Source organism: Amycolatopsis thermalba, assembly GCF_023376025.1.
GTDB classification, from domain to species: domain Bacteria; phylum Actinomycetota; class Actinomycetes; order Mycobacteriales; family Pseudonocardiaceae; genus Amycolatopsis_E; species Amycolatopsis_E thermalba.
The window spans coordinates 1,286,378-1,310,477 of sequence record NZ_CP091196.1 but is presented as its reverse complement, the minus strand read 5'-3'; the positions used below and the strand labels follow the sequence as shown (position 1 = coordinate 1,310,477).

Below are 24,100 nucleotides of genomic sequence, written 5' to 3'. Positions count from 1 at the left end.
CGCGAGTGTCAGTCGATCACCAAACCGTGCGCCGCGGCGAAGGTGACCGCCGTTTCCAGATCCACCCGTGCCCCGCGCAGCTTCGCCTGCACCAGGCCGTTCGCGTCGAGCTCGGCGCCGCGCAGGTCGGCGCCGGTCAGGTCGGCGCCCGTCAAGCGGGCGCCGCGAAAGTCGCTGTTCCGCAGGTCGGCCTCGGACAGGTTCGCGTCCACGAAACTGGCCTCCCGGAACCGCAACCCGGACAGCGCCCGGCGCCGCAGGTTCGCCCGGCTGAAGTTCGCCAGCGAGAAATCGCTGTCCCGCACGGACATCCCGCGCAACCCACCGTCCACGAAGGACGATCCGAGCAACGAGCACCCGCTCCACGAACTGTCCGCCAGCACCGTCCGGTCGAAGACGCACGACCGGAACGCCGAAGCCTGGTGCCGAGACTCCCCCAGGTCCGCGCCCGAGAAGTCGCACTCGTCGAAGGTGCAGCCCTGCGTGACCAGCCGGCGCAGGTCCGCGCCGCTGAAATCGCACCGGCTGAACTGCCGCTTCTCCCACGTGCTCCCCGGCAGAACGGCGTCCCGGTAGTCCTCGGCGATCTCCATCCGGCGAGCTAATCACACCCGCCACACGGGCCGAGGAAACCGCGGCGGCCCGCCCCTCAACGCAACCCGGTGACCCGCCGCGCGATCTCGGCGTCCAGCAGGCCCTGGTCCCGCAGCAGGGGCGTGCCGGGATGCCACCAGGCGATCGCCGAGACCTCGTCCTCCTGGGGCGCCACCGCCGGCTCGGTCGCGAAACCCGTCCGGTAGACGGCGGCGTACTCGCGCCGCAGCGGGTCGCGCAGCACGAACCTGGCCACGGCGGCGAACCGCAGGCCGCTGACCACGATCCCGGTCTCCTCGGCCAGTTCCCGCATCGCGGCCTGGTGCGACGTCTCCCCCGGTTCGATCATCCCGCCGGGCAGCTCCCACTGCCCGCGCCGCCGGTCGAACACCAGCAGCACCCGGTCGTCCACCTCGACGACCACCAGGGCGAGCGGCATCGGCACCGCGGGATCCGTCGCGACCCCGAACCGCAGGCTGACCAGCGTGTTCCCCCGCGCGTCGGTGATCGGCAGGTCGTTCACCGGAAGTCCCGCGACTTCGACGGCACCCGCATCGACAGGTGCTGCAGCCGGTCCGCGCGCACGCTCACCACCCCGTCCGCCCGCTCGATCACCCCGCGGATCAGCATCGCCGCGCTGCCCCGCGCCACCCGGTGGTAGCGGCGCCACAACCCGGCCGAGCACACGACGTTGACCATGCCCGTCTCGTCCTCGATGTTGAGGAACGTGACCCCGCCCGCGGTCGCCGGGCGCTGCCGGTGCGTCACCGCCCCTCCGATCAGTACCCGGGCGCCGTCCTCGACGTCCACCAGTTTTCCGGCCGGCACCACGCCCAGCGCGTCCAGCCGCTCGCGGATGAACTGCGTCGGGAAGCTGTCCGGCGACAACCCGGTGGCCCACACGTCGGCGACCGCCTCGTCGATCTCGTCCATCCCGGGCAGCGTCGGCGCGTGCGCCCCGGCCAGCGTGACCGGCAGCTTCTCCGGCCGCTCCTGCGCCACCGCCCCGGCCGCCCACAACGCGCGCCGCCGGTCGCCGGCGATCTCGCCGAACCGGCCGAACGCGCCCGCCGTGGCCAGCGCCTCGATCTGCGGCGTGGTCAGCCGCACGCGCCGCGCCAGGTCCGCCATGTCGGTGAACGCGCCGCCCCGCTGCCGTTCCGCGACGATCTCCTCGGCGAGCTTCTGCCCGATCATCCGCACGGTCGCCAATCCGATCCGCACCGCCAGGCCCTCGTCACCGCGTTCGAGCGTGGCGTGCGGCAGGCTCGCGTTGATGTCCGGGCCGTGCACGGTGATGCCGTGCCGCCGGGCGTCGGCGACCAGCGACTGCGGCGAGTAGAACCCCATCGGCTGCGCCCGCAGCAGCGCCGCGCAGAACGCCGCCGGGTGGTAGCGCTTGAAGTACGCGCTGGCGAACACGAGGTAGGCGAAGCTCAGCGCGTGGCTCTCCGGGAAGCCGAAGTTCGCGAACGCCATCAGCTTGTGGAAGATCCGCGCGATCAGCTCGTCGTCGAGGCCGTTGCGCCGGGCGCCCGCGTAGAACCGTTCCCGCAGCCGTTCCATCTTCCGCGTGGACCGCTTCGACCCCATCGCGTGCCGCAGCTCGTCGGCCTCCGCGGCGGTGAAGTTCGCGACGTCCAGCGCGATCTGCATCATCTGCTCCTGGAACAACGGCACCCCCAGCGTCTTGTCCAGCGCGTTCGCCAGCAGCGGGTGGTCGTGTGCCCAGTCCTCGCGACCGGTGGCCCGCCGGATGTAGGGGTGCACCGAGCCGCCCTGGATCGGGCCCGGCCGGATCAACGCGACCTCGATCGCCAGGTCGTAGAACTTCTCCGGCTTCAGCCGCGGCAGGGTCGCCATCTGCGCCCGGCTCTCCACCTGGAACACGCCGATCGCGTCCGCGCGCTGCAGCATCTCGTAGACCTCGGCGTCCTCCAGGTCCAGTTTGGACAGATCGATTTCGATGCCCTCGAACTCGCGCACCAGGTCCAGCATGTAGTGCAGGGCGGAGAGCATGCCCAGGCCGAGCAGGTCGAACTTGACCAGCCCCACCGAGGCGCAGTCGTCCTTCTCCCACTGCAGCACGCTGCGGTCGGCCATGCGCGCCCATTCGATCGGGCACACCTCGCTCACCGGCTGGTGGCAGATCACCATCCCGCCGGAGTGGATGCCCAGGTGCCGCGGGAAGTCCTCCAGTGCGGCGGCCACCTGCAGCACCGGTAGCGGGATGTCGTGATCGGTGTCGTCCTTGGTGTCGTGCAACGGGCCCCAGCGGTCGATCTGCTTGCTCCACGCGTCCTGCTGGCCGGGCGAGTAGCCGAAGGCCCGTGCCGCGTCGCGGATCGCGGACTTGGCGCGGTAGGTGATCACGTTCGCCACCTGCGCGGTGCGCGTGCGCCCGTACTTGCGGTAGACGTACTGGATCACCTCCTCGCGGCGGTCGGACTCGATGTCCAGGTCGATGTCCGGGTAACCGTCCCGGTCCGGCGCGAGGAAGCGTTCGAACAGCAGCTTCCAGCGCACCGAGTCGACCTTGGTGATGCCCAGCGCGTAGCAGACCGCGGAGTTCGCCGCGGATCCGCGGCCCTGGCACAGGATGTCGTTGCGGCGGCAGAACTCGACGATGTCCCACACGATGAGGAAGTAGCCGGGGAAGTTCAGCTGCTCGATGATCCGCAGCTCGTGCTCGATCTGCCGCAGGGCGTCCGGGTCGTTGCCGTAGCGGTGCGCGGCCCCGCGGTAGACCTCCTCGCGCAGGAAGGACGCCTCGGTGTAGCCGGCGGGGACGTCGTAGGGCGGCAGCTCGGGCGCGACCAGCTTCAGGTCGAAGGCGCACTCCAGGCCGAGCAGCGCGGCCCGCTGCACCGCGCCGGGGTAGCGGGCGAACCGCCGCGCCATCTCCTCGCCGGACCGCAGGAACGCCGTGCCGGACGCGGGCAGCCAGCCGGCCATGTCGTCCAGGCCGCGGCGGGCGCGGATCGCGGCCATCGCGCCGGCCAGCCGTCCCCGGTCCGGGGTGGCGTAGTGGGCGGCGGTGGTGGCGACGGTCGGCAGGCCCTGCTCGGCGGCCAGCGCGGCGAGAACGTCGTTGTGCACCCCGTCCTCGGGGTAGCCGTGGTCGGTCAGCTCGACGTACACCGACTCGAACCGGTCGCGGAGCCGCCGCAGTTCCCGCCCGGCCGCCTCCGGGCCGCCGCGGGCCAGCGCCCGCCGGACCGCGCCCTTGCGGCACCCGGTGAGCGCGACGACGTTGCCGGCGACCTCGTTCGCGACGGCGTCCAGGTCGTAGACCGGGCGGCCCTTCTCCGCCCGGTCGGTCGACGTGGCGTGGTCGTGCCCGGCCAGCTGGCCGGCGGTGATCGCCCGGCACAGGGCGGCGTAACCGTCCTGCTGCTTGGCGAGCAGCAGCAGGTGCTCGCCCTCCGGGTCGGCGACGCCGTTCTGCGGAGCGGACAGGCCGAAGCTCAGCTCGGTGCCGAACACCGTGTGCACGCCCAGTTCGCGTGCCGCGTCGGCGAACCTCACCACCCCGTACATGCCGTCGTGGTCGGTGAGCGCGATCGCGTCGAGCCCCAGCCGCGACGCCTCCTCGACCAGCTCCTCGGGGTGGCTCGCGCCGTCCAGGAAGCTGAAGTTGGAGTGGCAGTGCAGCTCGGCGTAGGGCACCCGGCGCCGCCCGCCCGCGTGGTCGTCCCCGCGCGGGGGCGCGACGGTGCTGGGCCGGACGTAGCCCTCCCGCTTCCGGCTCCACGCGGGGCTGTCCCCGCCGTCGCCCGCGGCCGGTTTGCCGGACAGCCTGCGTTCCAGCTCCTCCCAGCTGACCGGCGGGTTGTGGAAGGCCATCAGTCCACCGGGCGTCGCGGCACCGGGATGGGCAGCAGCATCTGCTCGTCCTCGGGCTCGAGCGACTCGACCACCTTGCGCGGCAGGGCCAGCCAGTGCTGCAGGTCCCGGAAGTACTCGTCGTCCATCAGTCGTACACTCCCTCCACTGTCCATTGCGGACTCGTTCCGCCCACTCTCGTCAGCAGCACCGCCGTTTCCGGTTCCCCGGCCAGCACGGCCTGCACCCGGGTGCGCACCCCGTCACCACCCGGTGTCCACCAGTGCGCGTCGACCAGCCACGGGCCGGCCCAGTCCAGGACCTCCCGCGGCGGGCCGTCTCCCACCGAAACCCGGTGCGGTGCCGCGGACAGCTCCCGGCGCCGGGTGACGTGCACCTCCGCGCCCGACGCGTCGAGGACACGCGCGGGCAGCGGCTTCTCGTAGACCGTGGCCGGGGACGGCGCGGGCAGCCGTCCCGGCCACGGCACGTCCGGCGGGCTGTGCGGTGTCCGCGGGTCGCCCCACGGCACCAGCCGGACGCGTTCGGCCGGGCCGCGGCCACCGTCGAGCACTGCCGTGAAGACGCTGTCCGGGCCGAGCAGGCCCTGGACCCGCACCAGCGCGCGGCCGGCCTTTTCCGCGCGCTCGTCGGCCAGGCCGTGGATGCCGTCCTGCCACAGGCCCAGCTGCAGCGAATGCCCGTCGACGGTCTCCTCGGGCGCCAGCCGCAGCCGCTCCACCCCGGCGGTGGGGCGCTCGTCCGGCGCGGCGCGCAGCCAGCCCTCGAACTGCCAGCGCACCCGGTCCGCGATGCCCTGCGGCGTCAGCGGTTCGGCGCACCGCCACACGCGGCTCAGTTCCTCGCCGTGCTCGGTGGTGGCGTAGATGCCCAGGCGGGTGCAGGCCAGGCCGTGCCGGGCGAGGCCGCCGTGGAACCGCTCGGCGAGCGTGCGCGCCATGAACGCCGCGGCGTCCACGCGGTCCAGCGGCGGGTCGAAGGTCTTGGTGACGGTGAGTTCGGGTGGCGGGCGGCGCCGGTGCGGGGGCCGTTCGTCCAGGCCGCGCGCCAGCCGGTGCGCGACCAGGCCCGCGCGGCCGAACCGCGCGGCGACGTCCCGTTCGGCGAGCTTCGCGAACGCGCCGAGCGTGCGCAAACCCAGGCGGCGCAACAGGTCCACCAGTTCGGCGCGGTCGGAGTCCGGCTGGTCGAGTTCGCCGACCGGCAGGGGCGCGAGGAACTCGGCGGCGGTGTCGCGGTCGACGATGCGGGACCGGTGGGCGGCCAGTGTCGCGGCGAACAGCCCGTCCGCGATGCCGATCTGGCACTCCACTTGGTGGGAGACGTGTTCGGCGAGCAGTTCCGCGAGGCGCAGCTCGCCGCCGAAGTAGCCGGACGCGCCGTCGGCGGGCACCGCGACCAGGCCGGGTCGGACCACCTCGACCCCGACGACCAGCTCCTCCACGGCGGCCGCGACGGGCTCGAAGAGACGCGCGTCGCGGTCCTCGTCCGGGCCGAAGACCTGGAGTTCGGGACAGCGGGACTGCGCGTCCCGGCGGCGCATGCCGCGCCGGATGCCGGCGGCACGGGCGATCGCGGTGCACGCGACGACCCGGTTGGCGTGGAACACCGCGGCGGGCAGGTGGAGGGGCGTGCCCTCGGCCAGACACGCGGCGACGGCGGGCCAGTCCGGCACCCAGAGCACCAGCATGCGCGGCGGTTTGTCTACTGTGGACATACGGTGCTCCGCGCGCCGGTGGGGTGTCCCGGCCGCGCCGGGACACCCCACGCCGATGCCAGCATCGGCGAGTGCAGGACTCGCGCGCCCGAGCGTGGAACTCGCGCGCCCGAGCGTGGAACTCGCCCGCCGGAGTGCAGGACTCGCCCGCCGGAGTGCAGGACTCGCGCGCCCGAGCGTGGGACTCGCCGCCCGGCGCACCTCCCGCGGCTCAGCCCGCACCCCGGGCGAACTCGCTTCCCCGCGCCCGTCGCCGAAGCAATCCCGCACCGCTCCGCGGCGCCCGAAGAATCGCCGCGCATCAGCTCACCTCCCGGGCCAGTTCCAGCACCGGCTCGGGTGCTGCTGCCGGGGCCCCCGCAGACCCCGGCAGCAGCAGATCCGCCCGCCGGGGCCGCGTCGCCGCGCCCCGGCCGGCACCCTGGACACGGACCCGCCGCTCACGCAGGTACCCGTGCCCGCCTTCGAGGCCGGTCCAGCGACCGGCCACGCAGTTGAGCTCCACCTCGGCGCCGGGCCACGGCCCGAGGGAGAGCAGCACGGCGCCCCGATGCCGTGCCCGCGCCGAAAGGCGCCGTACCTCCTGCGGCGCCGCGCCCCGAGCGGCGACCGCCACCACGTCCATCCCGTCCAGCAGCGCACCGGCGACCGCGGCGAACTCGGCCCCGGGCCGCGGCACCAGCGCGAGCCGGCTCACCTCGACCCCGAGTTCCGCAGCGGCCACCAGACCGAGGTCCGGCATCCCCACCGCCGCGGCCCACGATCCGGTCGCCGTCGCCTCGGCCAGCAGCGCGAGGAGCAACGACACCGATCCGCGCACCGCGATCGTGCTCCCCCGGCGCAGGCCCGCCGACGGCAGCAGACGGCGCAACTCCGGCCGCACCGGCAGCACGCGCCCGGTCAGCTGGGCGTGCTCCGCCTCGGCGGCCACCCCGCTGGCCGTGCTCACCCCGGGCAGCGCTGCCAGTGCCGCGACCGACATGCCACCTCCCCACGACGCGCCTGCAAGACCCTGCTGACGTCACCGTGGGGAAGCCGGCGACTGTTCGAACTCCTGTTCGACTCGCTTAGTTTGCCTCGAACACCTGTGCGATGTCAAGACGAATGCAGCGCGTCCATCACGAGACCGAGAAGCCGGTCGACCTGCTCCGGGGTCTCGCTGGCCGCGGTGCTCAGGAAGACCCCCAGCAGCAGCGCGGTGACGTCCTCGGCAGCGACGTCGCCGCGGAGCGATCCGGCGTCGGCCCCGGCGGCCAGGATCGTGGCGATCGCCGCGGTGATGCGCTCCCGCGTGACCGGCGTGGCGATCCGCCCCGAGGCCCAGCCGGCGCGCAGCGTCTCGACCATGCCGCGTTTCGTCGCGACGAAGGCGGCGTAGCGCCCCATCCAGGCACGCATCGCCTCATCCGGCGGGAGCTCCGCCAACAGGACGGCGGCACTGCCGGTGACGTCGTCGAGTTCGGCGGCGTACACGGCCTCCACCAGGGCCTCCCGGGTCGGGAAGTGGCGGTACAGCGTGCCGATGCCGACACCGGCCTCGCGGGCGATCCCTTCGAGCGACGCGTCACCGGCCGCGAAGGCGGCCCGCGCGACCTCGACGAGCTTGTCCCGGTTGCGCAGCGCATCGGCCCGCGGGGCGCGGGGCTTCTTCCCGGAACTCAAAGCGGAGGCACCTCCGGTAAAAGTGCTACAGTCGATGAAACGGAGGCCACTCCGCTTATCCTACCTTCGCGTGGAAGGACTCCCATGATCACGAACAGCACGCCTCCGCGCGCCGGAGGGGCCGGGACGCTCGCCGGCCGCACGGTGTCCCGCATCGGGTTCGGCGCGATGCAGCTGGAGCGACTGCACACCGACCGCGACGCCGCGATCGCCCTGCTGCGCCGGGTGGTGGAGCTCGGCGTCGACCACGTCGACACCGCCCAGTTCTACGGCGACGGGTTCGTCAACGAGGTCATCCGGGACGCGTTCCGCCCCGAAGACGGCGTGATGATCGTCAGCAAGGTCGGCGCCGACCCCGACCCGGGCGGCCGGATCCCGCTGCGTCCCGCTCAGCGGCCCGAGCAGCTGCGGGCGAGCGTCGAGGACAACCTCAAGTCCCTCGGCGTCGACCGGATCCCGGTGGTGAACCTGCGCCGCCTGGACACCGGGCCGGGGCTGCGCGCCGAGGGTGACCAGATCGTCGACCTCGACGACCAGCTCGCGGTGATGATCGCGATGCGGGACGAGGGCAAGATCGGCGCGATCGGCCTGAGCGCGGTCACCCCGGACGGTCTGCGCCGGGCCCTGCCCGCCGGGATCGTCTGCGTCCAGAACTCCTACAGCCTGGTCGCGCGCGGGGACGAGGAGCTGCTGCGGCTCTGCCTCGCCGAGCAGATCGCCTGGGTCCCGTTCTTCCCGCTCGGCGGCGCCTTCCCCGGCATGCCGAAGGTGACCGACGAGCCGGCCGTCACCGCGGCCGCGGAGGCCCTCGGCCGCACCCCCGCCCAGGTCGGCCTCGCCTGGCTGCTGCACCACGCGCCGAACGTGTTGCTGATCCCGGGCACCGCGAATCCGGCGCACCTCGAAGCCAACGTCGCCGCGGGCACGATCGAGCTGGACGGAACGGCCATGGCCGCGCTGGACGCGGTCGAGTCCCGCTCCGGCGACATCCCGCTCGGCTGAGCGGCGCGGCACAAATCGGGGGATGACCCAGGTCGTCCGCTCACCGAGCCGCGGCGGGTGACGATCACCGGGACCGCCACCCCGCTCTGAGACGTCAGTGGGCGAAGTGGCGCGTGCCCGTCAGGTACAGCGTCACGCCGGCCTCCTCGGCCGCAGCGATCACCTCGGCGTCCCGCACCGAACCACCCGGCTGGACGACCGCGCGGACACCGGCGTCGATCAGCACCTGCAGCCCGTCCGGGAACGGGAAGAACGCGTCGGACGCGGCCACCGAGCCCTTGACCCGGTCACCGGCGCGCTGCACAGCCAGCCGGGACGAATCGACGCGGTTGACCTGGCCCATGCCGACGCCGACCGTCGCGCCACCGCTGGCCAGCAGGATCGCGTTCGACTTCACCGCGCGGATCGCCCGCCACGCGAACTCCAGGTCCGCGAGCGTGTGGGCGTCGGCGGCCTCGCCGGTGGCCAGGGTCCAGTTCTCCGGCGAGTCGCCGGGCGCGTCGATCCGGTCGACGGTCTGCACGAGCATGCCGCCGGAGATCGGGCGGAACTCGATCGGGTCCGCGTCGGCGAGCGCGGGCAGCTTCAGCAGGCGCACGTTCTTCTTGCGCTTGAGCACGTCCAGCGCCTCGTCCTCGAAGTCCGGCGCGAGCACGACCTCGGTGAACACCTCGGCGATCTGCTCGGCGGCCTCGCGGGTGATCGGCCGGTTCGCCGCGATCACACCGCCGTAGGCCGACACCGGGTCGCACGCGTGCGCCTTGCGGTGCGCCTCGGCGATGTCGACGCCGACCGCGATGCCGCACGGGTTGGCGTGCTTGATGATCGCGACCGCGGGGGCCTCGAAGTCGTAGGCGGCGCGGCGGGCGGCGTCGGTGTCGACGTAGTTGTTGTACGACATGGCCTTGCCGTGCAGCTGCTCGGCGTGGGCCAGGCCGGAGCGCCAGTGCCGGTACACCGCGGCGCGCTGATGCGGGTTCTCGCCGTAGCGCAGCACCTCGCCGCGCTCCCAGGTGCCGCCGGTGAAGTCGGGGAAACCGGAGTCGTCCGCCGGGGCGTAGGCGTTGGCGAACCACGACGCGACCGCCATGTCGTAGCTCGCGGTGTGGGCGTAGGCCTGGGCCGCGAGGCGCTTGCGGTCGGCCAGCTCGAAACCGCCCGCGCGGACCTGCTCCAGCACCCACCCGTAGCGGGCCGGGTCGACCACGACGGCCACGTTGTTGTGGTTCTTCGCCGCGGCGCGGACCATCGCCGGGCCGCCGATGTCGATGTTCTCCACGCAGTCCTCGGGGCTCGCGCCGGAGGCGACGGTCTCGCGGAACGGGTAGAGGTTGACCACCAGCAGGTCGAACGGCGCGATGTCCAGCTCACGCAGCTGCTCGACGTGCTCGGGGCGGTCGCGGTCGGCCAGCAGGCCGGCGTGCACCCGCGGGTGCAGCGTCTTGACCCGGCCGTCGAAGGACTCCGGGAAACCGGTGACCTGCTCGACCGGCGTGACCGGCACCCCGGCGTCGGCGAGCGCCTTGGCCGTGCCGCCGGTGGAGACGATCTCCACACCGGCCGCGTGCAGCGCGGTGCCAAGTTCCAGCAGGCCCGTCTTGTCCGAAACGCCGATCAGGGCGCGCTTGACCGGACGCCGACCCTCCACCGTCACCGCAACCTCACCTTCCGTCCCTCGACCGTGGCACCGGCCCGGCCGAGTCGTTCCACCACGTCCACGAGCAGCCGTCGTTCCACGACCTTGATGCGCTCGTGCAGCCTGTCCTCGTCGTCGTCCGGCTCCACCACCACCGCCTCCTGGGCGATGATCGGGCCCGTGTCGACCCCGGCGTCCACGAAGTGCACCGTGCAGCCGGTCAGCTTGACGCCCAGCTCCAGCGCGTCGGCCACGGAGTGCATCCCGGGGAACGACGGCAGCAGGGCCGGGTGGGTGTTGATCACGCGGTTCGGGAAGCGCGTGAGGAAGTTCGTCCCCAGGATCTTCAGGAAACCCGCCGACACCACCAGATCGGGCTCGTAGGCGGCGACCGCCTCGGTGAGGGCCTTGTCCCAGGCGTCGCGGTCCGGGTGGTCGCTCAGGCGGACCGTGAAGTGCGGCACGCCGGCGCGCTCGGCGCGGGCCAGTGCCTCGGCACCCGACCGGTCCGTGCCCACGGCGACGACCTTCGCCGGGAAGTCGATGCGCTGGGTCGCGTCCAGGAGCGACTGCAGCAGCGTGCCCGATCCGGAGGCGAGCACCACCAGCTTGACCGGGACGGGCAGGTCCAACCGGCTGGAGTTCAACGCCTCTCCTTCGCCCGTGCCAAACGTCCGTGCCAAACGTCCGTGCCGAGTCTATGCTGCGCCGCGGAGCGGCTCCGTTGAGGGCGGTGGTGGGAGACGGACGGGCTAGCTGGGCTGTTCCGGCTTCTCGTCGGTGGGCGGGGGCTCCTCGTCGTCGTCCGGCTCGTCCGCGGGCTCCTCGTCCGGCTCCTCTTCGGACGGCTCTTCGGCCTCGGCCTCCAGCTCCTCCAGCTCGGCGTCGAGGTTCTCGATCTCGGCCTCGATTTCCGGCTCTGCCTCGGGTTCCGCCGGCTCCGGGCGCACCCGCGGGCCGGCGAACCAGGCGACGAGACCGCCGGGCACGGCGATCCAGCCGAACGCGGCGACCGAGGTGAGTCCGACCGGGATGGTCACCGGGTCGAACGCGCCACCGCCCAGCCGGCCGCCGGCGAGCGTGCCGAGCAACACACAACCGAACCCGACGAGCGCGCCCGCGATGCCGACGATCCGCAGCCGGGCGAGCGGGTTCTCGTCGGCGTGCCGCAGCGTCCAGCCGAGCAGCGCGCCGACCGCGGCCGGCAACAGCATCAGGACCGGCCACCAGGGCGCCGCGTGCTCGGGGACGCCGGCGAGCACCGGCAGGCCCGGCACCGGACCGCCGGTGAAGGAGAACGCGGTGAGCGAGAACGAGCCGATCGAGAAGCCCGGTCCGGTGACGAAGGCCAGGCCGCCGACCACCGCGTTGGGCAGGTAACCCAGCGACAGCAGCAGCATTCCGGCGCCGCTGCCGAACCCGGGCGCGTTGTCGGCGAACAGCTCGCGGATCGTGCCGGAGGCGAGGACCAGGCCGACGGTGTGCACGAGCGCGCCGGCCGCGAGCAGCCCGGCCAGGCCCAGCGCACCGGCACGCAGGCCGCGCACCGCGAGCGGGTCGAGGTAGTCCTTGATGGCGGCCGCGACACCGGACCGGGACGCGGCCCCCGCCGCGGCCGCGGCACCCGCGAGGACCGCGGGCACGGCGAACGCGGACAGCGGCTCCACGCGGACGCCCGCGTTGTCGCCGAAGAGGGCGATGCCCAGCCCGGCGAGGGCGTGGGCGCTGGCCACCGCGGCGATGAGCGGCACGGTGGCGCCGGGTTCGCGGTAGCCGAGGCGCTGGGTGGCGTTGGCCGCCGACCGGGCGACCAGGGCGCAGGCGCCGATGGTCGCCAGCAGCGGCAGCACGCCCAGCGGCCGCCCAGCGATCGTCAGGGGCACCTGGTAGGCGGCGAGCCAGCCCGGCCCGGCCGCGCGCAGCACACCGCCGACGGAGAACTCGGCGACCGACGCCATGGCCGTGACCAGCCCGAACAGGGCGGCGACCACGACGTACCCGGTGACGATGGGACCAAGCACCGCCGCGGCGAACACCCTCGCCCGGGCCACCGGAGAGCGCTCGCCCGGGTGTTCCGGGTCAGTCACCCCTTCCCCGGACCGGCCGTACGAGGTGAGCACCTGCATGCCTCGCACCCTCGCACCCTCACTGCGCCGACCGGGTGAGCCACGCCGTTCCTCCCTCATGCGGGTTAAGCCACAAAAGGGAAATGTGGAGGGTGGGTTGCGCTGGCGCTGGACGCCCTCCCGGCGGGCGCGTGGTTCGGAGAGTCCGGCAACAGAAAACGCCCCTCCCCACACCGGGAAGAGGCGCCTTCCGAAACCGGCTCAGCTCTGCGGGCTGCCGCCGGGCGGGGTGCCGGGGTGCTGGCCCTGCTGGCCCTCGGGCTTGGCCGCGGGGTTGTAGAACTGCCCCTGCTGCGGGGCGTAGACCGTCGACTGCTGCTGGGGCGGCGTCACCGGCGGGCCGTACTGCGTGCCCGACGGGCCGGCCTTCTGCTCACCGTGGCCCTGACCGGGCTGGCCCGGCTGGCCGAACTGCCCCGGCTGCCCGTAGGGCTGGCCGTACTGCGGCTGCTGCGGCTGCGGCATCTTCAGCACACCCGCGTCGAACAGCAGCGCCGCGATCGCGACCAGCATCTGCAGGATGCCCAGGATCAGGATCACCGTGTAGATGCCCGGCGTCTCCGCCTGCTCCGGGATGTGCACGACCACCAGGATCGCGGTCAGCGCGCCGAGCACGCTGAACAGCACCGCGAACGGGAGCGTCCGCGGCGCCTTCGGCAGCACCGCGAGACCGGCGAGCAGACCACCGACGAGCAGGAACAGCACCGGCTGGTCGGCGCCCTGCGCCTCCTCGGAAAACCCGATGAAGTAGTTCACCAGGCCCAGCAGGGCGATGAACAGGGTCAGGATCATGCTCAGGTTCGCCGGCGACAGGCTCGGCCCCGACTGTGGCGCCGGGGGCTGCTGCTGGGGGAACCCGCCGGTCCCCGGGGGCTGGCCACCGCCGCCCTGCTGCGGGTATCCCGGTCCACCACTGGGGAACGTCATCGCGCTTGCTCTCCTGTCTTCGCCCGAACCGGGGTGCCGATCCGGGAACGGTTCACCGCGCCCCGGGGTTCCCGGCCACCCCATCCGGCTATCCGACGTGCCGGGGCGTCAAACGGTTGCGTCGAATTTCCGGTGCCGGAAAGCACCCCGGCCGGGCACCGCGAACGGTGCCCGGCCGGGATGTGGACCGCTGGGCGGTCAGTGCAGGTTCTCGTACAGCTCCCGGGCCAGCGCGGCGGTCTCGGACGGCGTCTTGCCGACCTTCACGCCCGCGGCCTCGAGGGCCTCCTTCTTCGCCTGCGCGGTGCCGGCCGAGCCGGACACGATCGCGCCCGCGTGCCCCATCGTCTTGCCCTCGGGGGCGGTGAAGCCCGCGACGTAGCCGACGACCGGCTTGGTCACGTTCTCCTTGATGTAGGCCGCGGCCCGCTCCTCGGCGTCGCCACCGATCTCACCGATCATGACGATGACCTCGGTCTCCGGGTCGGCCTGGAAGGCCTCCAGAGCGTCGATGTGGGTGGTGCCGATGATCGGGTCGCCACCGATGCCGACGGCCGTCGAGAAGCCGATGTCGCGCAGCTCGTACATCATCTGGTAGGTCAGCGTGCCCGACTTGGACACCAGGCCGATCTTGCCCGGGCCGGTGATGTTGGCCGGGATGATGCCGGCGTTCGACTTGCCGGGCGAGATGACGCCGGGGCAGTTCGGGCCGATGATGCGGGTCTTGTTGCCCTTGGCGACGGCGTGGGCCCAGAAGTAGGCCGAGTCGTGCACCGGGATGCCCTCGGTGATCACCACGGCGAGCGGGATCTCGGCGTCGATGGCCTCGATCACGGCGTCCTTGGCGAACTTCGGCGGCACGAAGATGACCGACACGTCGGCGCCGGTCTCCTTCATGGCCTCCTCGACCGTGCCGAACACGGTGAGGTCCTTGCCGGCGATGGTGACCGTCTGGCCGGCCTTGCGGGCGTTCACGCCGCCGACGATGTTCGAGCCGGCCTGCAGCATCTTGGTCGCGTGCTTGGTGCCCTCGGACCCGGTGATGCCCTGAACGATGATCTTGCTGCTGGAATCGAGGAAGATCGACATGTCTCTTACGCTCCTGCCGCGGCCAGCTCGGCAGCCTTGTCCGCTGCGTTGTCCATGGTGTCCACCTGCGTGACCAGCGGGTGGTTGGCCTCGTCGAGGATCCGGCGGCCTTCCTCGACGTTGTTGCCGTCGAGGCGGACCACGAGCGGCTTGGTGGCCTCGTCGCCCAGGATCTTGAGGGCCTCGACGATGCCGGTCGCGACCGCGTCGCACGCGGTGATGCCACCGAAGACGTTGACGAACACCGACTTGACGGCCGGGTCGTTCAGGATGACGTCCAGGCCGGCGGCCATGACCTCGGCGGAGGCGCCGCCGCCGATGTCGAGGAAGTTGGCGGGCTTGACGCCGCCGTGCTTCTCACCGGCGTAGGCGACGACGTCCAGGGTGGACATGACCAGGCCCGCGCCGTTGCCGATGATGCCGACCTCGCCGTCGAGCTTGACGTAGTTGAGGTCCTTCGCCTTGGCCTTGGCCTCCAGCGGGTCCTCGGCCTGCTTGTCGACGAGCTCCTCCTGCTTCGGCTGCCGGAAGGAGGCGTTCTCGTCCAGGGTGACCTTGCCGTCGAGGGCGACGATCTTGTCCTGCGGGTCGCGGACCAGCGGGTTGACCTCGACCAGGGTGGCGTCCTCGGCCACGAAGGTCTCCCACAGCTTGACGACCACGTCGGCCGCCTGGTCGCGGATGACCTCGGGGAAGTTGCCCTGGGTCAGGATCTCCAGCGCCTTGGCCTTGTCGACCCCGGCGATCGCGTCGACCGGCACCTTGGCGAGCGCCTCGGGCCGCTCCACGGCCAGCTGCTCGATCTCCATGCCGCCCTCGGCGGAGGCCATGGCGAGGAAGGTGCGGTTGGCGCGGTCCAGCAGGAAGGAGAAGTAGTACTCCTCCGCGATGTCGGACGCCTCGGTCACCAGCACGCGGCGCGTGATGTGGCCCTTGATGTCGAGGCCGAGGATGGCTTCGGCCTTCTCCTTGGCCTCGGCCGGGTCGTTGGCGAGCTTCACGCCGCCGGCCTTGCCGCGGCCGCCCGTCTTGACCTGGGCCTTGACGACGACCTGTCCACCGATCTTCTCGGCGGCGGCCTGGGCTTCTTCCGGGGTGCTCGCTACGGCGCCGGGCAGTACCGGCACGCCGTGGGCGGCGAAGAGGTCCTTCGCCTGGTATTCGTAGAGGTCCACTACTCCAGTCTCCTGACGACACACACCGCCTGAGTCACCGGTCGTCTCGCGAGGGGCGATCCGCAGGCGGGTGCTTGTTGCAAACCATGCTGCCGGACGGAGACGACCCTAGCGACCTGGGCTTTGGCTCGGGGCAGCGCATCCGGTGAACTCGGTCACCGTATGGATCCAGAGCGTGTTTTCGGGGTGTGAATCGAGCCACGCGCGGCCAGGACGGCGGCGATGACGAGCGCGAGGGCGCAGCCCAGCGCGAGCCACCAGCCCAGCCCGGCGTGGGCGCCGGTGATCTCGTCGCCGACGAGCGGCAGCTCCGCGGCCCGCAGCCCGGCGACGCAGGCGGCGCCCGCGAGCAGTGCCGCGGCGCGGGCCGGGCGGCAGCGCGGGGCGAGGACGCACGCGCCGAGGACGGTGAGGAGTGCGACCAGCAGGCCCCAGGAGGGCGTGCCGAAGCTGGACCAGAGGGCGGGTTCGACGTAGTCCGGCGCGAGGATCGACGGGGTGCCGAAGGCGCCGATGGCGAGTATCCCGGCGGCGACGAGCGGGGTGAGCAGGTCGGCGCCCGGCACGGCGGGGCCCTCCCCGAAGGCGGTGGCCGGGTCGGTGGTCTCGTCCCGTTCGACCATGCCGGCGACGACGGAGCAGCAGGCGGTGATGGCCGAGCCGACGACGGCGAGCGCGGTCCAGAGGACGCCCGGCCCCGGGGTGAGGCCGGCGCCGAGCTCGGTGGCGGTGACGGCCATGGTCAGGACGGCGGTGCCGGCGAGGGGGACGGTGACCCAGGCGACCGAGAGGGCGGGCCGGGCGTAGGCGGAGGGGCCCGCGGTGAACATCACGAGGCCGAGGACGCCGACCAGCAGCCCGGCGACGAGCAGCGCCGAGCGGGACGGGCTCTGCGGGCCGTCGAGGGTCTCGGTGATGACCACCTGAGGCGTGAGGGCGCCGGCGATCGCGGCGGCCGAGGTGAGCACCGCGAGGGCGCCGGTGACGATGCGCAGGCGGCGGATGCCGGGCAGCGTGATCTCGCCGGCCTCGTCGTCCTGGGCGGCGTCCGGGGTGGTGGCGGTGGGCAGGAACGCGGCGGCGACCAGGCCGGCCGCCCCGACGAGCACGAGGATCGGCCCCGCCGCGAGCCGCACGCCGGGCAGGCTGAGCCCCGAGACGAGGTTCGGCAACCCGAGGACGGCGGCGCTGACGCCGAGCCCGAGCAACCCGCCCCGGGCGACGGCACTGCCCGACCCGGCGAGCAACACGGTGGCGACGGGCAACGCGAAGGCGAGCAGAAGACTCCCCGCGAGGACGAGGCCCGGGCTCTCGAAGGCGCTGCCGGCCGGCAGGAAGGCGTCGTTGGAGGTGAAGGGCGCCATCATGACGCCCACCGCGGAGACAACCGCGGCGAACATCCCGAAGAGGAGGCCCGCACGGCTGACTTCAGCCGCCTCGGGCCAGGCGGCGGCGGGGTCGGTGGAGGTGGGGCCGTCGCCAGATGCGGAGTTGGCTCCGAGGGTGCCGGCATCGCCTACTGCCCCGAGGAGGTGGGCCTGGACGTCCTTGCCGGAGAAACACTCGCGGCCGTGGATGCAGTCCCGTCCTTATCGGCGGCACTGGGATGCTCCGCGCCATCGGCGGAAGCACCGGGGTGGCTGCCGACATCACCGCGATCAGCGGTGGCGCCCTCCTGTGGGGTGCCACTGGGCACGGACTCGCTGGACGCCCCGCCTGGCGGTGGTGTGGCTGGCAACTGTTTCACGGCCGACGCCTCCGCAGCCGCTCGGGCGGCTGCGGAGGTGCTTGGGGTCCACGGGGTGTCCGCCTTCGGGGCGGCGGCTCGTGTTGCCATCACCCCTGCGGCGATCGCCGTGGCGTGGCCGGCCAGCAGGAGCCACAGGCCGGGCGCCGTGCCGGGGTCGGCCAGCGAGTGCAGCCGGAACAGCTCCGGGCGCGCCGCGCGGACCGGGTCCGTCAGCAGGATCAAGTCGAGCACCAGCCGTCCCGGGGCGAGGGCCGCCACCGCGGCCAGCACGCCGGCCGCGGTCTGGTGGCGTCCCTTCAGGGCGAGCACCGCGACCACGACCATCGGCGCCACGGCCAGCACCACCAGCAGCGGCACGCTGTTGAAACCGCGCGCCACACCGTTCACCACGGGCACGACGGCACCCCCGGCGAGCAGGACGGCCGAGACCGCACCCACCACGTAGGCCGGAACTGACGGGGACCGGCCCGCGGTGACCGTGTCGGGGATGGCGTCGAGCCGCGCGGCGGCCGCGCCGCCGGTGGTGTCAGTGTCCATGTGATCTCACGTTGTCGAGGGTCGGAGGAGCGGTCGGGACGGCCGGCCTCGGCGTCCGAGAGCCGCGGGCACGCCGCAGCCTGTGTCTGACACCAGCGCCCGGCGCCACCGCCTCACCGGCGATCGCGGGCCCGCGCGGTCTCGCTACCGACACCGGCGCCGACGCTAGCAAGCCTCCCAGGTTGCCCCCGGAGCCCCACGAAATAACAAACCGTGTCGCACGTCACACCAACGGCGGAATATCCCTTCTACCCAGTGTCATCGCTGCTGTTGGACGGTCGGCCCACGCCCCACGTTCGGCCCAGACGGCGGCCGGTTCTTGCCCGCGACCACATCCCTTCGTTACTGTCCCCCGGTCCCCATCACGGTCAGGTCACGATGTGGGCGACGGGCAGCCAAACCCCCGAATCGGTTGCCCACCGGGATCCCCCGCCCGGCGCCCGCTGTCTGACCCCCCGAGTAACGGAAGGCCTCGACTTGGCTCGATACCGCTCCCCCGGCGGCCAAGCTCCTTCCCCGGCACTCGATGACGACGCTCTGGACGGCGCCGTCGTCCGGGTCCGGGGCGCTCACCGGCTCCCCGCGCCCTCGTCGGCGCTGCGTGGCCGGGTCGTGGTCGCCGCCGTCGCGGCCGGCGCGTTCGCCGCGGCCGCCGCGGGACAGACGCTCCAAGCCGTACAGACTTCCGACGCCGGCGTGACCCCTCTGGCCAACGCCGAGGACGCCAGCGCGTCGTTCGCCGTCGGTGGTGACGCCCCCACCGGCGCTCCCGAGATCCTTCCCGCGGCCAACTTCACGGACGCCTCGGCCGAGGTGCAGCGCCTCACCGACAGCGAGAACGTCACGATGGCCCGCCAGGCCCGCGACGCCGAGGCCGCCCGCATCGCCGCCGAAGAGGCCGCTCGCCCGAAGACCTGCGCGCCCGCGAAGGGCACCTACACCTCCGGCTTCGGCGCCCGCTGGGGCACCAGCCACTACGGCATCGACATCGCCAACTCGATCGGCACCCCGATCTACGCCGCCTCCGACGGCGTGGTGATCGAGGCCGGCCCCGCCAGCGGCTTCGGCCTGTGGGTGAAGATCCAGCTGGAGGACGGCACCGTCCAGGTGTACGGCCACATGAACAGCTACTCGGTGCGCGAGGGCCAGAAGGTCAAGTGCGGGCAGAAGATCGCCGAGATCGGCAACCGCGGCCAGAGCACCGGCCCGCACCTGCACTTCGAGGTCTGGCTCAACGGCGTCAAGAAGGTCGACCCGCGCAGCTGGCTCGCCGCCCGCGGCGTGTACCTCTGACGGCCCCTCCCGCGCTCGTTCACGGCCGCACGAAGTAGGCCACCGCGACCTGCCAGACCGTGCACAGCCTCCGCGACGTGCGCCGGCACAGCACGCACCGTCCATCGGGCCCGCCGTGCCGCTCCAGGAGCGCCTGCCAGGCTCCGAGTACGACGAGCGCCTCCGCGGCCGGTAATGCCCCGTCGCGAGCCGCACGCGCGACCATGCGCTCGATGCGCTCCAGGACGGCTGCTCGCACGTACGGGAACCACTGCCTGCCCACACCATGACCTCCCGAGGGTTCGAACTTTCGTTCGAGACAGGTATAGCGGAGGGGTCTGACAGTTTTGGGTTGGTTGGGGCTCGATGATCGCCCGATCGAGTTAGTGGGGCGTGGGGAGTGGCCGGTGCGGGGGGCGAGAACGCCGTGCGCGCGATCCGGCTGAGGGCTGGAGATGGTGGGCGCCGGAAGTGGCCTCGGAGTGGAGGTGCGCCGGGGCGGTGCGGGCCGTGATCGCACCGGCGGCCTCAGCCGGTGCACCGGTGGCGCACAAGCGAACGGCCCGCTGGCGAGCAGCGGATGCAGCTTCGCCGTCGGAGCCCAGCGAGCGGCGGCTACAGCTTCATCGCCACGCGCGGCGAGCGGCGATGAAGCTATAGCCGCACCCTCAACACCGGCTGGGGCAGATTTGCCGCACCAGCGAACGGGCAGCCGCACGAACCGGCCCACCGCCGAGCGGCGGCTGCGGCCGCAGCCTCCACGCCCCGGCGAGCGGCGCCTGCGGCCGCCCCCTCCGCGCCCCGGCGAGCGGCCACAGCCGCGCCCTCCGCAGCCGGGCACACAGCGGCTACAGCTTCACCATCGGCACGCTGCCGATCAGCATCAGCTTCACCTTGCCGGCACTGCCGAAATCGATCGTCGCCGTGGCGCGGGGGCCCTCGCCGGAGGCTTCGACCACCGTGCCCAGTCCGTACTTGTCGTGGTTGACCCGGTCGCCCACCTCGAGCTTCAGCGCGACCGTGTTCTGCCAGCCCTTGAACGGCGTCGACCGCATGCCGCGGGCCGCGATGCCGGCCTGCGCGGAGTCCTCGCCGAAGCGCGACCGCCGTCCCCACGTCGTCGCGGCGCGCGGTGAGCCGAAGGACGGCTCGGCGGCCGACGACGGCTCCTCGCGGCGCCAGTCGAGCAGCTCGGCGGGCACCTCGTCGAAGAACCGGGACGCCGGGTTCGTCATCGGCTGCCCCCACGCCGACCGGGTGATCGCCCGGCTCAGGTACAGCCGCTGCCGCGCCCGCGTGATCGCCACGTACGCCAGCCGCCGTTCCTCCGCCAGCTCGGCCGGCTCGCCCAGCGCACGCAGGTGCGGGAAGACACCGTCCTCCCAGCCCGTGCAGAACACCACCGGGTACTCCAGCCCCTTGGCGGTGTGCACGGTCATCAGCGTGACCACGCCCGAGTCCTCTTCCGCACCGTCCTCGTCCGGGCTCGGCACCGAATCCGCGTCCGCGACCAGCGACACCCGCTCCAGGAACGCGGGCAGCGAGCCCGGTTCGGGCACCCCGGCGTCGTCCTCGGCGAGCGGCGCCATCTCGGCCGCCTGCTCCGCGAACTCGCGCGCGACCGTGATCAGCTCGGTCAGGTTGTCCACCCGCGAGGCGTCCTGCGGGTCGTCGGACTCCTCCAGCTCGGCCCGGTACCCGGTGCGCTCCAGCACGGCTTCCAGCACGTCCGCGACCTCGGCGCCACCGTCGACCAGCTCGATCAACCCGTCGAGCAGCTCCACGAACCCGGCGATCGCCTTGGCCGACCGCGGGTTGAGCAGCGCCACCCGGCCCGCCGCGGCGTCGCGCAACGCGGCCGCGAAGGAGATCCGCTCGCGCTCGGCGTGCGTGGCCACGCACGCCTCGGCCCGCTCGCCGATGCCCCGCTTGGGCACGTTCAGGATCCGCCGCAGGCTGACCGTGTCCTCCGGGTTGGCCAGCACCCGCAGGTAGGCCAGCGCGTCCCGCACCTCGCGCCGCTCGTAGAACCGGACGCCGCCGACCACCCGGTAGGGCAGCCCGAGCCGGATGAAGATCTCCTCGAACACCCGCGACTGGTTGTTCGTGCGGTAGAAGACCGCGACGTCGGAGTACTTCGCCTGGCCCTGGTCGACCAGCGCGTCGATCTCGCCCGCGACGAAGGCCGCCTCGTCGTGCTCGTTGTCGGCGACGTACACGCCGATCTTCTCGCCGTCGCCGGAGTCGGTCCACAGCCGCTTGTCCCGCCGGTTCGGGTTGCGCGCGATGACCGCGTTGGCCGCGGACAGGATGGTCTGGGTGGAGCGGTAGTTCTGCTCCAGCAGGATCGTGCGGGCGTCCGGGAAGTCCCGCTCGAACTCCTCGATGTTGCGGATCGTGGCGCCGCGGAAGGCGTAGATCGACTGGTCGGCGTCACCGACCACGCACAGCTCGGCCGGCTCGACGCCGGACTCGCTGGTCGCGGTGCCGACCAGCTCCCGCACCAGCGTGTACTGGGCGTGGTTGGTGTCCTGGTACTCGTCGACCAGGACGTGCCGGAACCGGCGGCGGTAGTGCTCGGCCACGTCGGGGAAGGTCTGGAACAGCTCGACCGTGCGCATGATCAGGTCGTCGAAGTCGAACGCGTTGGCCAGCCGGAGCCGCCGCTGGTACTCGGTGTAGACCTCGGCGACGCGGCGCTCCAGGTCGTTGGACGCCTTCGCGGTGGCGTCCTCCGGGTCGGCCAGCTCGTTCTTGTGGTTGGAGATGTGCACGGCCAGCGCGCGGGCCGGGTAGCGCTTGGGGTCGATGTCCAGGTCGCGCGCCACGAGCGTGACCAGGCGCCGGGTGTCGTCGGCGTCGTAGATCGAGAAGTTCGACGACATGTCCAGCGTCTTGGCCTCGCGGCGCAGCAACCGCACGCACATCGAGTGGAACGTGGAGACCCACATCGCGTTCGCCCGCCTGCCGACCAGTTCGCTGACGCGCTCGCGCATCTCGGCCGCGGCCTTGTTGGTGAACGTGATCGCCATGATCTCGCCGGGGTGCACGCCGCGCTCGGCCAGCAGGTAGGCGATCCGGCGGGTCAGCACCCGGGTCTTGCCCGACCCGGCGCCCGCGACGACCAGCAGCGGCGCCCCGGCGTGCGTGACCGCCTCCCGCTGCGCGGGGTTGAGGTCGGCGAGCAGGTCGGCGTGGCGGCCCGGCGCGGGGCGCGCGGGCGGCTCGGCGGGGAGGTCGAACAGGGTGCTCATCGGTTCTCCACGCTACTCGGGGGCACTGACGGTTTACCGCGCCGGACGTACCGCCAGGTGTCGACGGCGGACGGACGCGCGAGGCGCTCGCCGCGCGGAGGATCGACGACATGACCACACCATCGACCCGGATCCGCGCCGGGGACCAGGACCGGGAGCGCGTGGCGACCCGGCTGCAGGAGGCGAGCGGCGAGGGCAGGCTGACCCTAGGCGAAGCCGAAGAGCGGCTCGCGGCCGCCTACGCCGCGACCTACGTCGACGAACTGACCGCGCTCACGCGCGACCTACCGGAACCAACGCCGCCGCGGCCGCCGCGCTTCCCACGACCGCTGCAGGTGCACGCCGCGGTCGTGGCCGTGCTGTCCGCGCTGCTCGTGGTCCGGTTCGCGGTGTCGGACGCGGAGTTCTTCTGGCCGGTGTTCCCGGTGTTCTGGCTCGGCGTGAGCCTGCTCGCACACGCGGCCGTCCGCGGCCGGGGACGAGTTGTGCCATACTGATCTCGTGCAGCACCACGCGTACCGATTTTTCTACGGGATCCGGACTCCGGCTCCCGTGATCGCGTAGGTGCCCACACCACCGTCACCACAAGCCCCGGAGTCCGCGGACCCGGGGCTTTCGTCGGCTTCGGGGCCGTGCGGGTCCGGAAACCGACCGGAGGGCCCGATGAACGCACGCACGAATGAGAAGGACAGCTCGCCGGAGACCTCGGGCGAACCCGTCGCTTCGGCCGAGGAGATCGCCGAGCTGCGCAAGGAGATCGACTGGCTCGACTCCGAGATCCTGCGGCTCGTCAAGCGCCGGGTCGAGGTGTCCCAGACGATCGGCGCCGCGCGGATGGCCGCGGGCGGCACCCGCATCGTCTACAACCGCGAGATGGACGTGCTCGCCCGCTACCGCGAACTCGGCCCGGACGGCCGCCAGCTCGCGATGGCGCTGCTGAACCTGGGGCGCGGCCGGCTCGGCCGCTGAAAAATCGTCCGATTTCCGGGGCTTCCCGGAGGTCCGGTGGCTCGGCGGACGGGCACACTGGAGACATGATTAACGTCATCGCGGTCATCATCGCGATCGCCAGTGTGCTCGCCTCGCTAGCCCATGTGGGTTACTTGGCACTGCTGAACAACGCGGCGAACAAGCGGGCCGGCGGCGCGCCGGTCGCGCAGTACGTCCGCGGCCGGTGGGCGCTCGCCGGGGGAACCTCCGCCGCGGCGCTGCTCGCGTGGCTGTTCACGTCGGGTGGCACCGGAATGGACATCCTCGCGATCATCGTCGCCGCGGGCAGCGGCGCAGTCGCCACCAAGGCCCTCCAGTCGACCCAGGCGCGCTACCGAAGCGGTGGGTGACGGGAACGCCGACGCCCCAACAGAGTGAACTTGCGGGCTCACGCTTTGACAACAGCCGCGGGCTCCTACTCTTGAGGGCGTGGAACGGCCCAGATTCGGCACCACGCGCCCGGCGACAGGTCGTGCGCGTGCAGACGAACGTGCACCCGCACATGCACGGCCTGCTCCATTCG

General features: G+C 72.6%; 22 protein-coding genes. 5 read left to right on the top strand and 17 right to left on the bottom strand.

From position 1 onward, the window contains the following. Positions 1 to 8 precede the first annotated feature (8 nt). From L1857_RS06420 to L1857_RS06395, 7 genes are all read right to left on the bottom strand, one after another. Positions 9 to 593 (bottom strand): pentapeptide repeat-containing protein, encoded by a 585-nt coding sequence (locus L1857_RS06420; protein WP_116114980.1) that lies wholly within the window; start codon positions 591 to 593, stop codon positions 9 to 11. Between the two features lie 56 nt (positions 594 to 649). Further along, complete coding sequence (locus L1857_RS06415) at positions 650 to 1,117, bottom strand: NUDIX hydrolase (RefSeq protein ID WP_249464649.1); 468 nt, start codon at positions 1,115 to 1,117, stop codon at positions 650 to 652. Then, a complete protein-coding gene (locus L1857_RS06410; RefSeq protein ID WP_116114977.1) occupies positions 1,114 to 4,440 on the bottom strand; it encodes an error-prone DNA polymerase in 3,327 nt (1,108 codons plus the stop codon). The genes L1857_RS06415 and L1857_RS06410 overlap by 4 nt, the downstream gene beginning before the upstream one ends. After that, positions 4,440 to 4,568 (bottom strand): hypothetical protein, encoded by a 129-nt coding sequence (locus L1857_RS35355; protein ID WP_255407833.1) that lies wholly within the window; start codon positions 4,566 to 4,568, stop codon positions 4,440 to 4,442. The genes L1857_RS06410 and L1857_RS35355 overlap by 1 nt, the downstream gene beginning before the upstream one ends. Continuing rightward, a complete protein-coding gene (locus L1857_RS06405) occupies positions 4,568 to 6,130 on the bottom strand; it encodes a DNA polymerase Y family protein (protein WP_094003995.1) in 1,563 nt (520 codons plus the stop codon). Before L1857_RS06405 ends, L1857_RS35355 begins: the two co-directional genes overlap by 1 nt. Before the next feature lie 328 nt (positions 6,131 to 6,458). Next, a complete protein-coding gene (locus L1857_RS06400) occupies positions 6,459 to 7,139 on the bottom strand; it encodes a hypothetical protein (protein ID WP_094003994.1) in 681 nt (226 codons plus the stop codon). Between the two features lie 113 nt (positions 7,140 to 7,252). Then, the gene (locus L1857_RS06395; protein WP_116114973.1) at positions 7,253 to 7,819 is read right to left on the bottom strand and encodes a TetR/AcrR family transcriptional regulator; all 567 of its coding nucleotides are present in this window, start codon (positions 7,817 to 7,819) and stop codon (positions 7,253 to 7,255) included. Between the two features lie 84 nt (positions 7,820 to 7,903). Here L1857_RS06395 and L1857_RS06390 point away from each other — a divergent pair, with 84 nt between their 5' ends. Next, positions 7,904 to 8,821: an aldo/keto reductase gene (locus L1857_RS06390; RefSeq protein WP_094003992.1), complete on the top strand. Its 918-nt coding sequence runs from the start codon at positions 7,904 to 7,906 to the stop codon at positions 8,819 to 8,821. Positions 8,822 to 8,915: 94 nt separating this feature from the next. Here the strand turns inward: L1857_RS06390 and purH are convergent, their stop codons facing one another. The 8 genes from purH to L1857_RS06350 form a co-directional block, all read right to left on the bottom strand. Then, complete coding sequence (purH, locus tag L1857_RS06385; RefSeq protein WP_249464647.1) at positions 8,916 to 10,475, bottom strand: bifunctional phosphoribosylaminoimidazolecarboxamide formyltransferase/IMP cyclohydrolase; 1,560 nt, start codon at positions 10,473 to 10,475, stop codon at positions 8,916 to 8,918. Further along, positions 10,472 to 11,089: a phosphoribosylglycinamide formyltransferase gene (gene purN, locus L1857_RS06380; protein WP_094004037.1), complete on the bottom strand. Its 618-nt coding sequence runs from the start codon at positions 11,087 to 11,089 to the stop codon at positions 10,472 to 10,474. The genes purH and purN overlap by 4 nt, the downstream gene beginning before the upstream one ends. A gap of 120 nt (positions 11,090 to 11,209) precedes the next feature. Further along, positions 11,210 to 12,478 (bottom strand): cell division protein PerM, encoded by a 1,269-nt coding sequence (locus L1857_RS06375; protein ID WP_249464645.1) that lies wholly within the window; start codon positions 12,476 to 12,478, stop codon positions 11,210 to 11,212. Positions 12,479 to 12,784: 306 nt separating this feature from the next. Continuing rightward, on the bottom strand, positions 12,785 to 13,510 hold the full coding sequence (locus L1857_RS06370) for a DUF5336 domain-containing protein (protein WP_094003989.1): 726 nt from the start codon (positions 13,508 to 13,510) through the stop codon (positions 12,785 to 12,787). Positions 13,511 to 13,708: 198 nt separating this feature from the next. After that, positions 13,709 to 14,599: a succinate--CoA ligase subunit alpha gene (gene sucD / locus L1857_RS06365; protein ID WP_091504942.1), complete on the bottom strand. Its 891-nt coding sequence runs from the start codon at positions 14,597 to 14,599 to the stop codon at positions 13,709 to 13,711. Between the two features lie 5 nt (positions 14,600 to 14,604). Further along, the gene (gene sucC, locus L1857_RS06360) at positions 14,605 to 15,774 is read right to left on the bottom strand and encodes an ADP-forming succinate--CoA ligase subunit beta (protein ID WP_094003988.1); all 1,170 of its coding nucleotides are present in this window, start codon (positions 15,772 to 15,774) and stop codon (positions 14,605 to 14,607) included. Between the two features lie 155 nt (positions 15,775 to 15,929). Beyond that, positions 15,930 to 17,174 (bottom strand): hypothetical protein, encoded by a 1,245-nt coding sequence (locus L1857_RS35350; RefSeq protein ID WP_283258006.1) that lies wholly within the window; start codon positions 17,172 to 17,174, stop codon positions 15,930 to 15,932. A gap of 116 nt (positions 17,175 to 17,290) precedes the next feature. Continuing rightward, on the bottom strand, positions 17,291 to 18,061 hold the full coding sequence (locus tag L1857_RS06350) for a hypothetical protein (RefSeq protein ID WP_116114967.1): 771 nt from the start codon (positions 18,059 to 18,061) through the stop codon (positions 17,291 to 17,293). A gap of 477 nt (positions 18,062 to 18,538) precedes the next feature. Between L1857_RS06350 and L1857_RS06345 the strand changes: the two genes are divergently transcribed. Then, positions 18,539 to 19,354, top strand: a complete 816-nt coding sequence (locus L1857_RS06345; RefSeq protein ID WP_233157105.1) for a M23 family metallopeptidase — start codon at positions 18,539 to 18,541, stop codon at positions 19,352 to 19,354. A gap of 19 nt (positions 19,355 to 19,373) precedes the next feature. On the opposite strand, the gene L1857_RS06340 is transcribed toward L1857_RS06345, so the two are convergent. Beyond that, entirely contained in the window at positions 19,374 to 19,616 is a 243-nt protein-coding gene (locus tag L1857_RS06340) for a hypothetical protein (protein ID WP_116112171.1), read from the bottom strand. Between the two features lie 565 nt (positions 19,617 to 20,181). Continuing rightward, complete coding sequence (pcrA, locus tag L1857_RS06335; RefSeq protein ID WP_249464643.1) at positions 20,182 to 22,587, bottom strand: DNA helicase PcrA; 2,406 nt, start codon at positions 22,585 to 22,587, stop codon at positions 20,182 to 20,184. A gap of 110 nt (positions 22,588 to 22,697) precedes the next feature. Between pcrA and L1857_RS06330 the strand changes: the two genes are divergently transcribed. From L1857_RS06330 to L1857_RS06320, 3 genes are all read left to right on the top strand, one after another. Next, positions 22,698 to 23,084, top strand: coding sequence for a DUF1707 SHOCT-like domain-containing protein (locus L1857_RS06330; RefSeq protein WP_116112176.1), 387 nt, complete (start codon positions 22,698 to 22,700; stop codon positions 23,082 to 23,084). A gap of 166 nt (positions 23,085 to 23,250) precedes the next feature. Continuing rightward, positions 23,251 to 23,556 (top strand): chorismate mutase, encoded by a 306-nt coding sequence (locus L1857_RS06325; protein WP_094003982.1) that lies wholly within the window; start codon positions 23,251 to 23,253, stop codon positions 23,554 to 23,556. A gap of 65 nt (positions 23,557 to 23,621) precedes the next feature. Next, entirely contained in the window at positions 23,622 to 23,927 is a 306-nt protein-coding gene (locus L1857_RS06320; protein WP_094003981.1) for a hypothetical protein, read from the top strand. Positions 23,928 to 24,100: the final 173 nt, after the last annotated feature.

What these genes read in the sequence shown, in the direction of transcription:
- sucD (WP_091504942.1), bottom strand. Translation starts at nt 14,599, where the DNA reads ATGTCGATCTTCCTCGATTCCAGCAGCAAGATCATCGTTCAGGGCATC.
- L1857_RS35350 (WP_283258006.1), bottom strand. Translation starts at nt 17,174, where the DNA reads ATGTTCGCCGCGGTTGTCTCCGCGGTGGGCGTCATGATGGCGCCCTTC.
- L1857_RS35355 (WP_255407833.1), bottom strand. Translation starts at nt 4,568, where the DNA reads ATGGACGACGAGTACTTCCGGGACCTGCAGCACTGGCTGGCCCTGCCG.
- L1857_RS06410 (WP_116114977.1), bottom strand. Translation starts at nt 4,440, where the DNA reads ATGGCCTTCCACAACCCGCCGGTCAGCTGGGAGGAGCTGGAACGCAGG.
- L1857_RS06405 (WP_094003995.1), bottom strand. Translation starts at nt 6,130, where the DNA reads ATGCTGGTGCTCTGGGTGCCGGACTGGCCCGCCGTCGCCGCGTGTCTG.
- L1857_RS06320 (WP_094003981.1), top strand. Translation starts at nt 23,622, where the DNA reads ATGATTAACGTCATCGCGGTCATCATCGCGATCGCCAGTGTGCTCGCC.
- L1857_RS06325 (WP_094003982.1), top strand. Translation starts at nt 23,251, where the DNA reads ATGAACGCACGCACGAATGAGAAGGACAGCTCGCCGGAGACCTCGGGC.
- L1857_RS06330 (WP_116112176.1), top strand. Translation starts at nt 22,698, where the DNA reads ATGACCACACCATCGACCCGGATCCGCGCCGGGGACCAGGACCGGGAG.
- L1857_RS06400 (WP_094003994.1), bottom strand. Translation starts at nt 7,139, where the DNA reads ATGTCGGTCGCGGCACTGGCAGCGCTGCCCGGGGTGAGCACGGCCAGC.
- L1857_RS06390 (WP_094003992.1), top strand. Translation starts at nt 7,904, where the DNA reads ATGATCACGAACAGCACGCCTCCGCGCGCCGGAGGGGCCGGGACGCTC.
- pcrA (WP_249464643.1), bottom strand. Translation starts at nt 22,587, where the DNA reads ATGAGCACCCTGTTCGACCTCCCCGCCGAGCCGCCCGCGCGCCCCGCG.
- L1857_RS06420 (WP_116114980.1), bottom strand. Translation starts at nt 593, where the DNA reads ATGGAGATCGCCGAGGACTACCGGGACGCCGTTCTGCCGGGGAGCACG.
- L1857_RS06350 (WP_116114967.1), bottom strand. Translation starts at nt 18,061, where the DNA reads ATGGACACTGACACCACCGGCGGCGCGGCCGCCGCGCGGCTCGACGCC.
- L1857_RS06370 (WP_094003989.1), bottom strand. Translation starts at nt 13,510, where the DNA reads ATGACGTTCCCCAGTGGTGGACCGGGATACCCGCAGCAGGGCGGCGGT.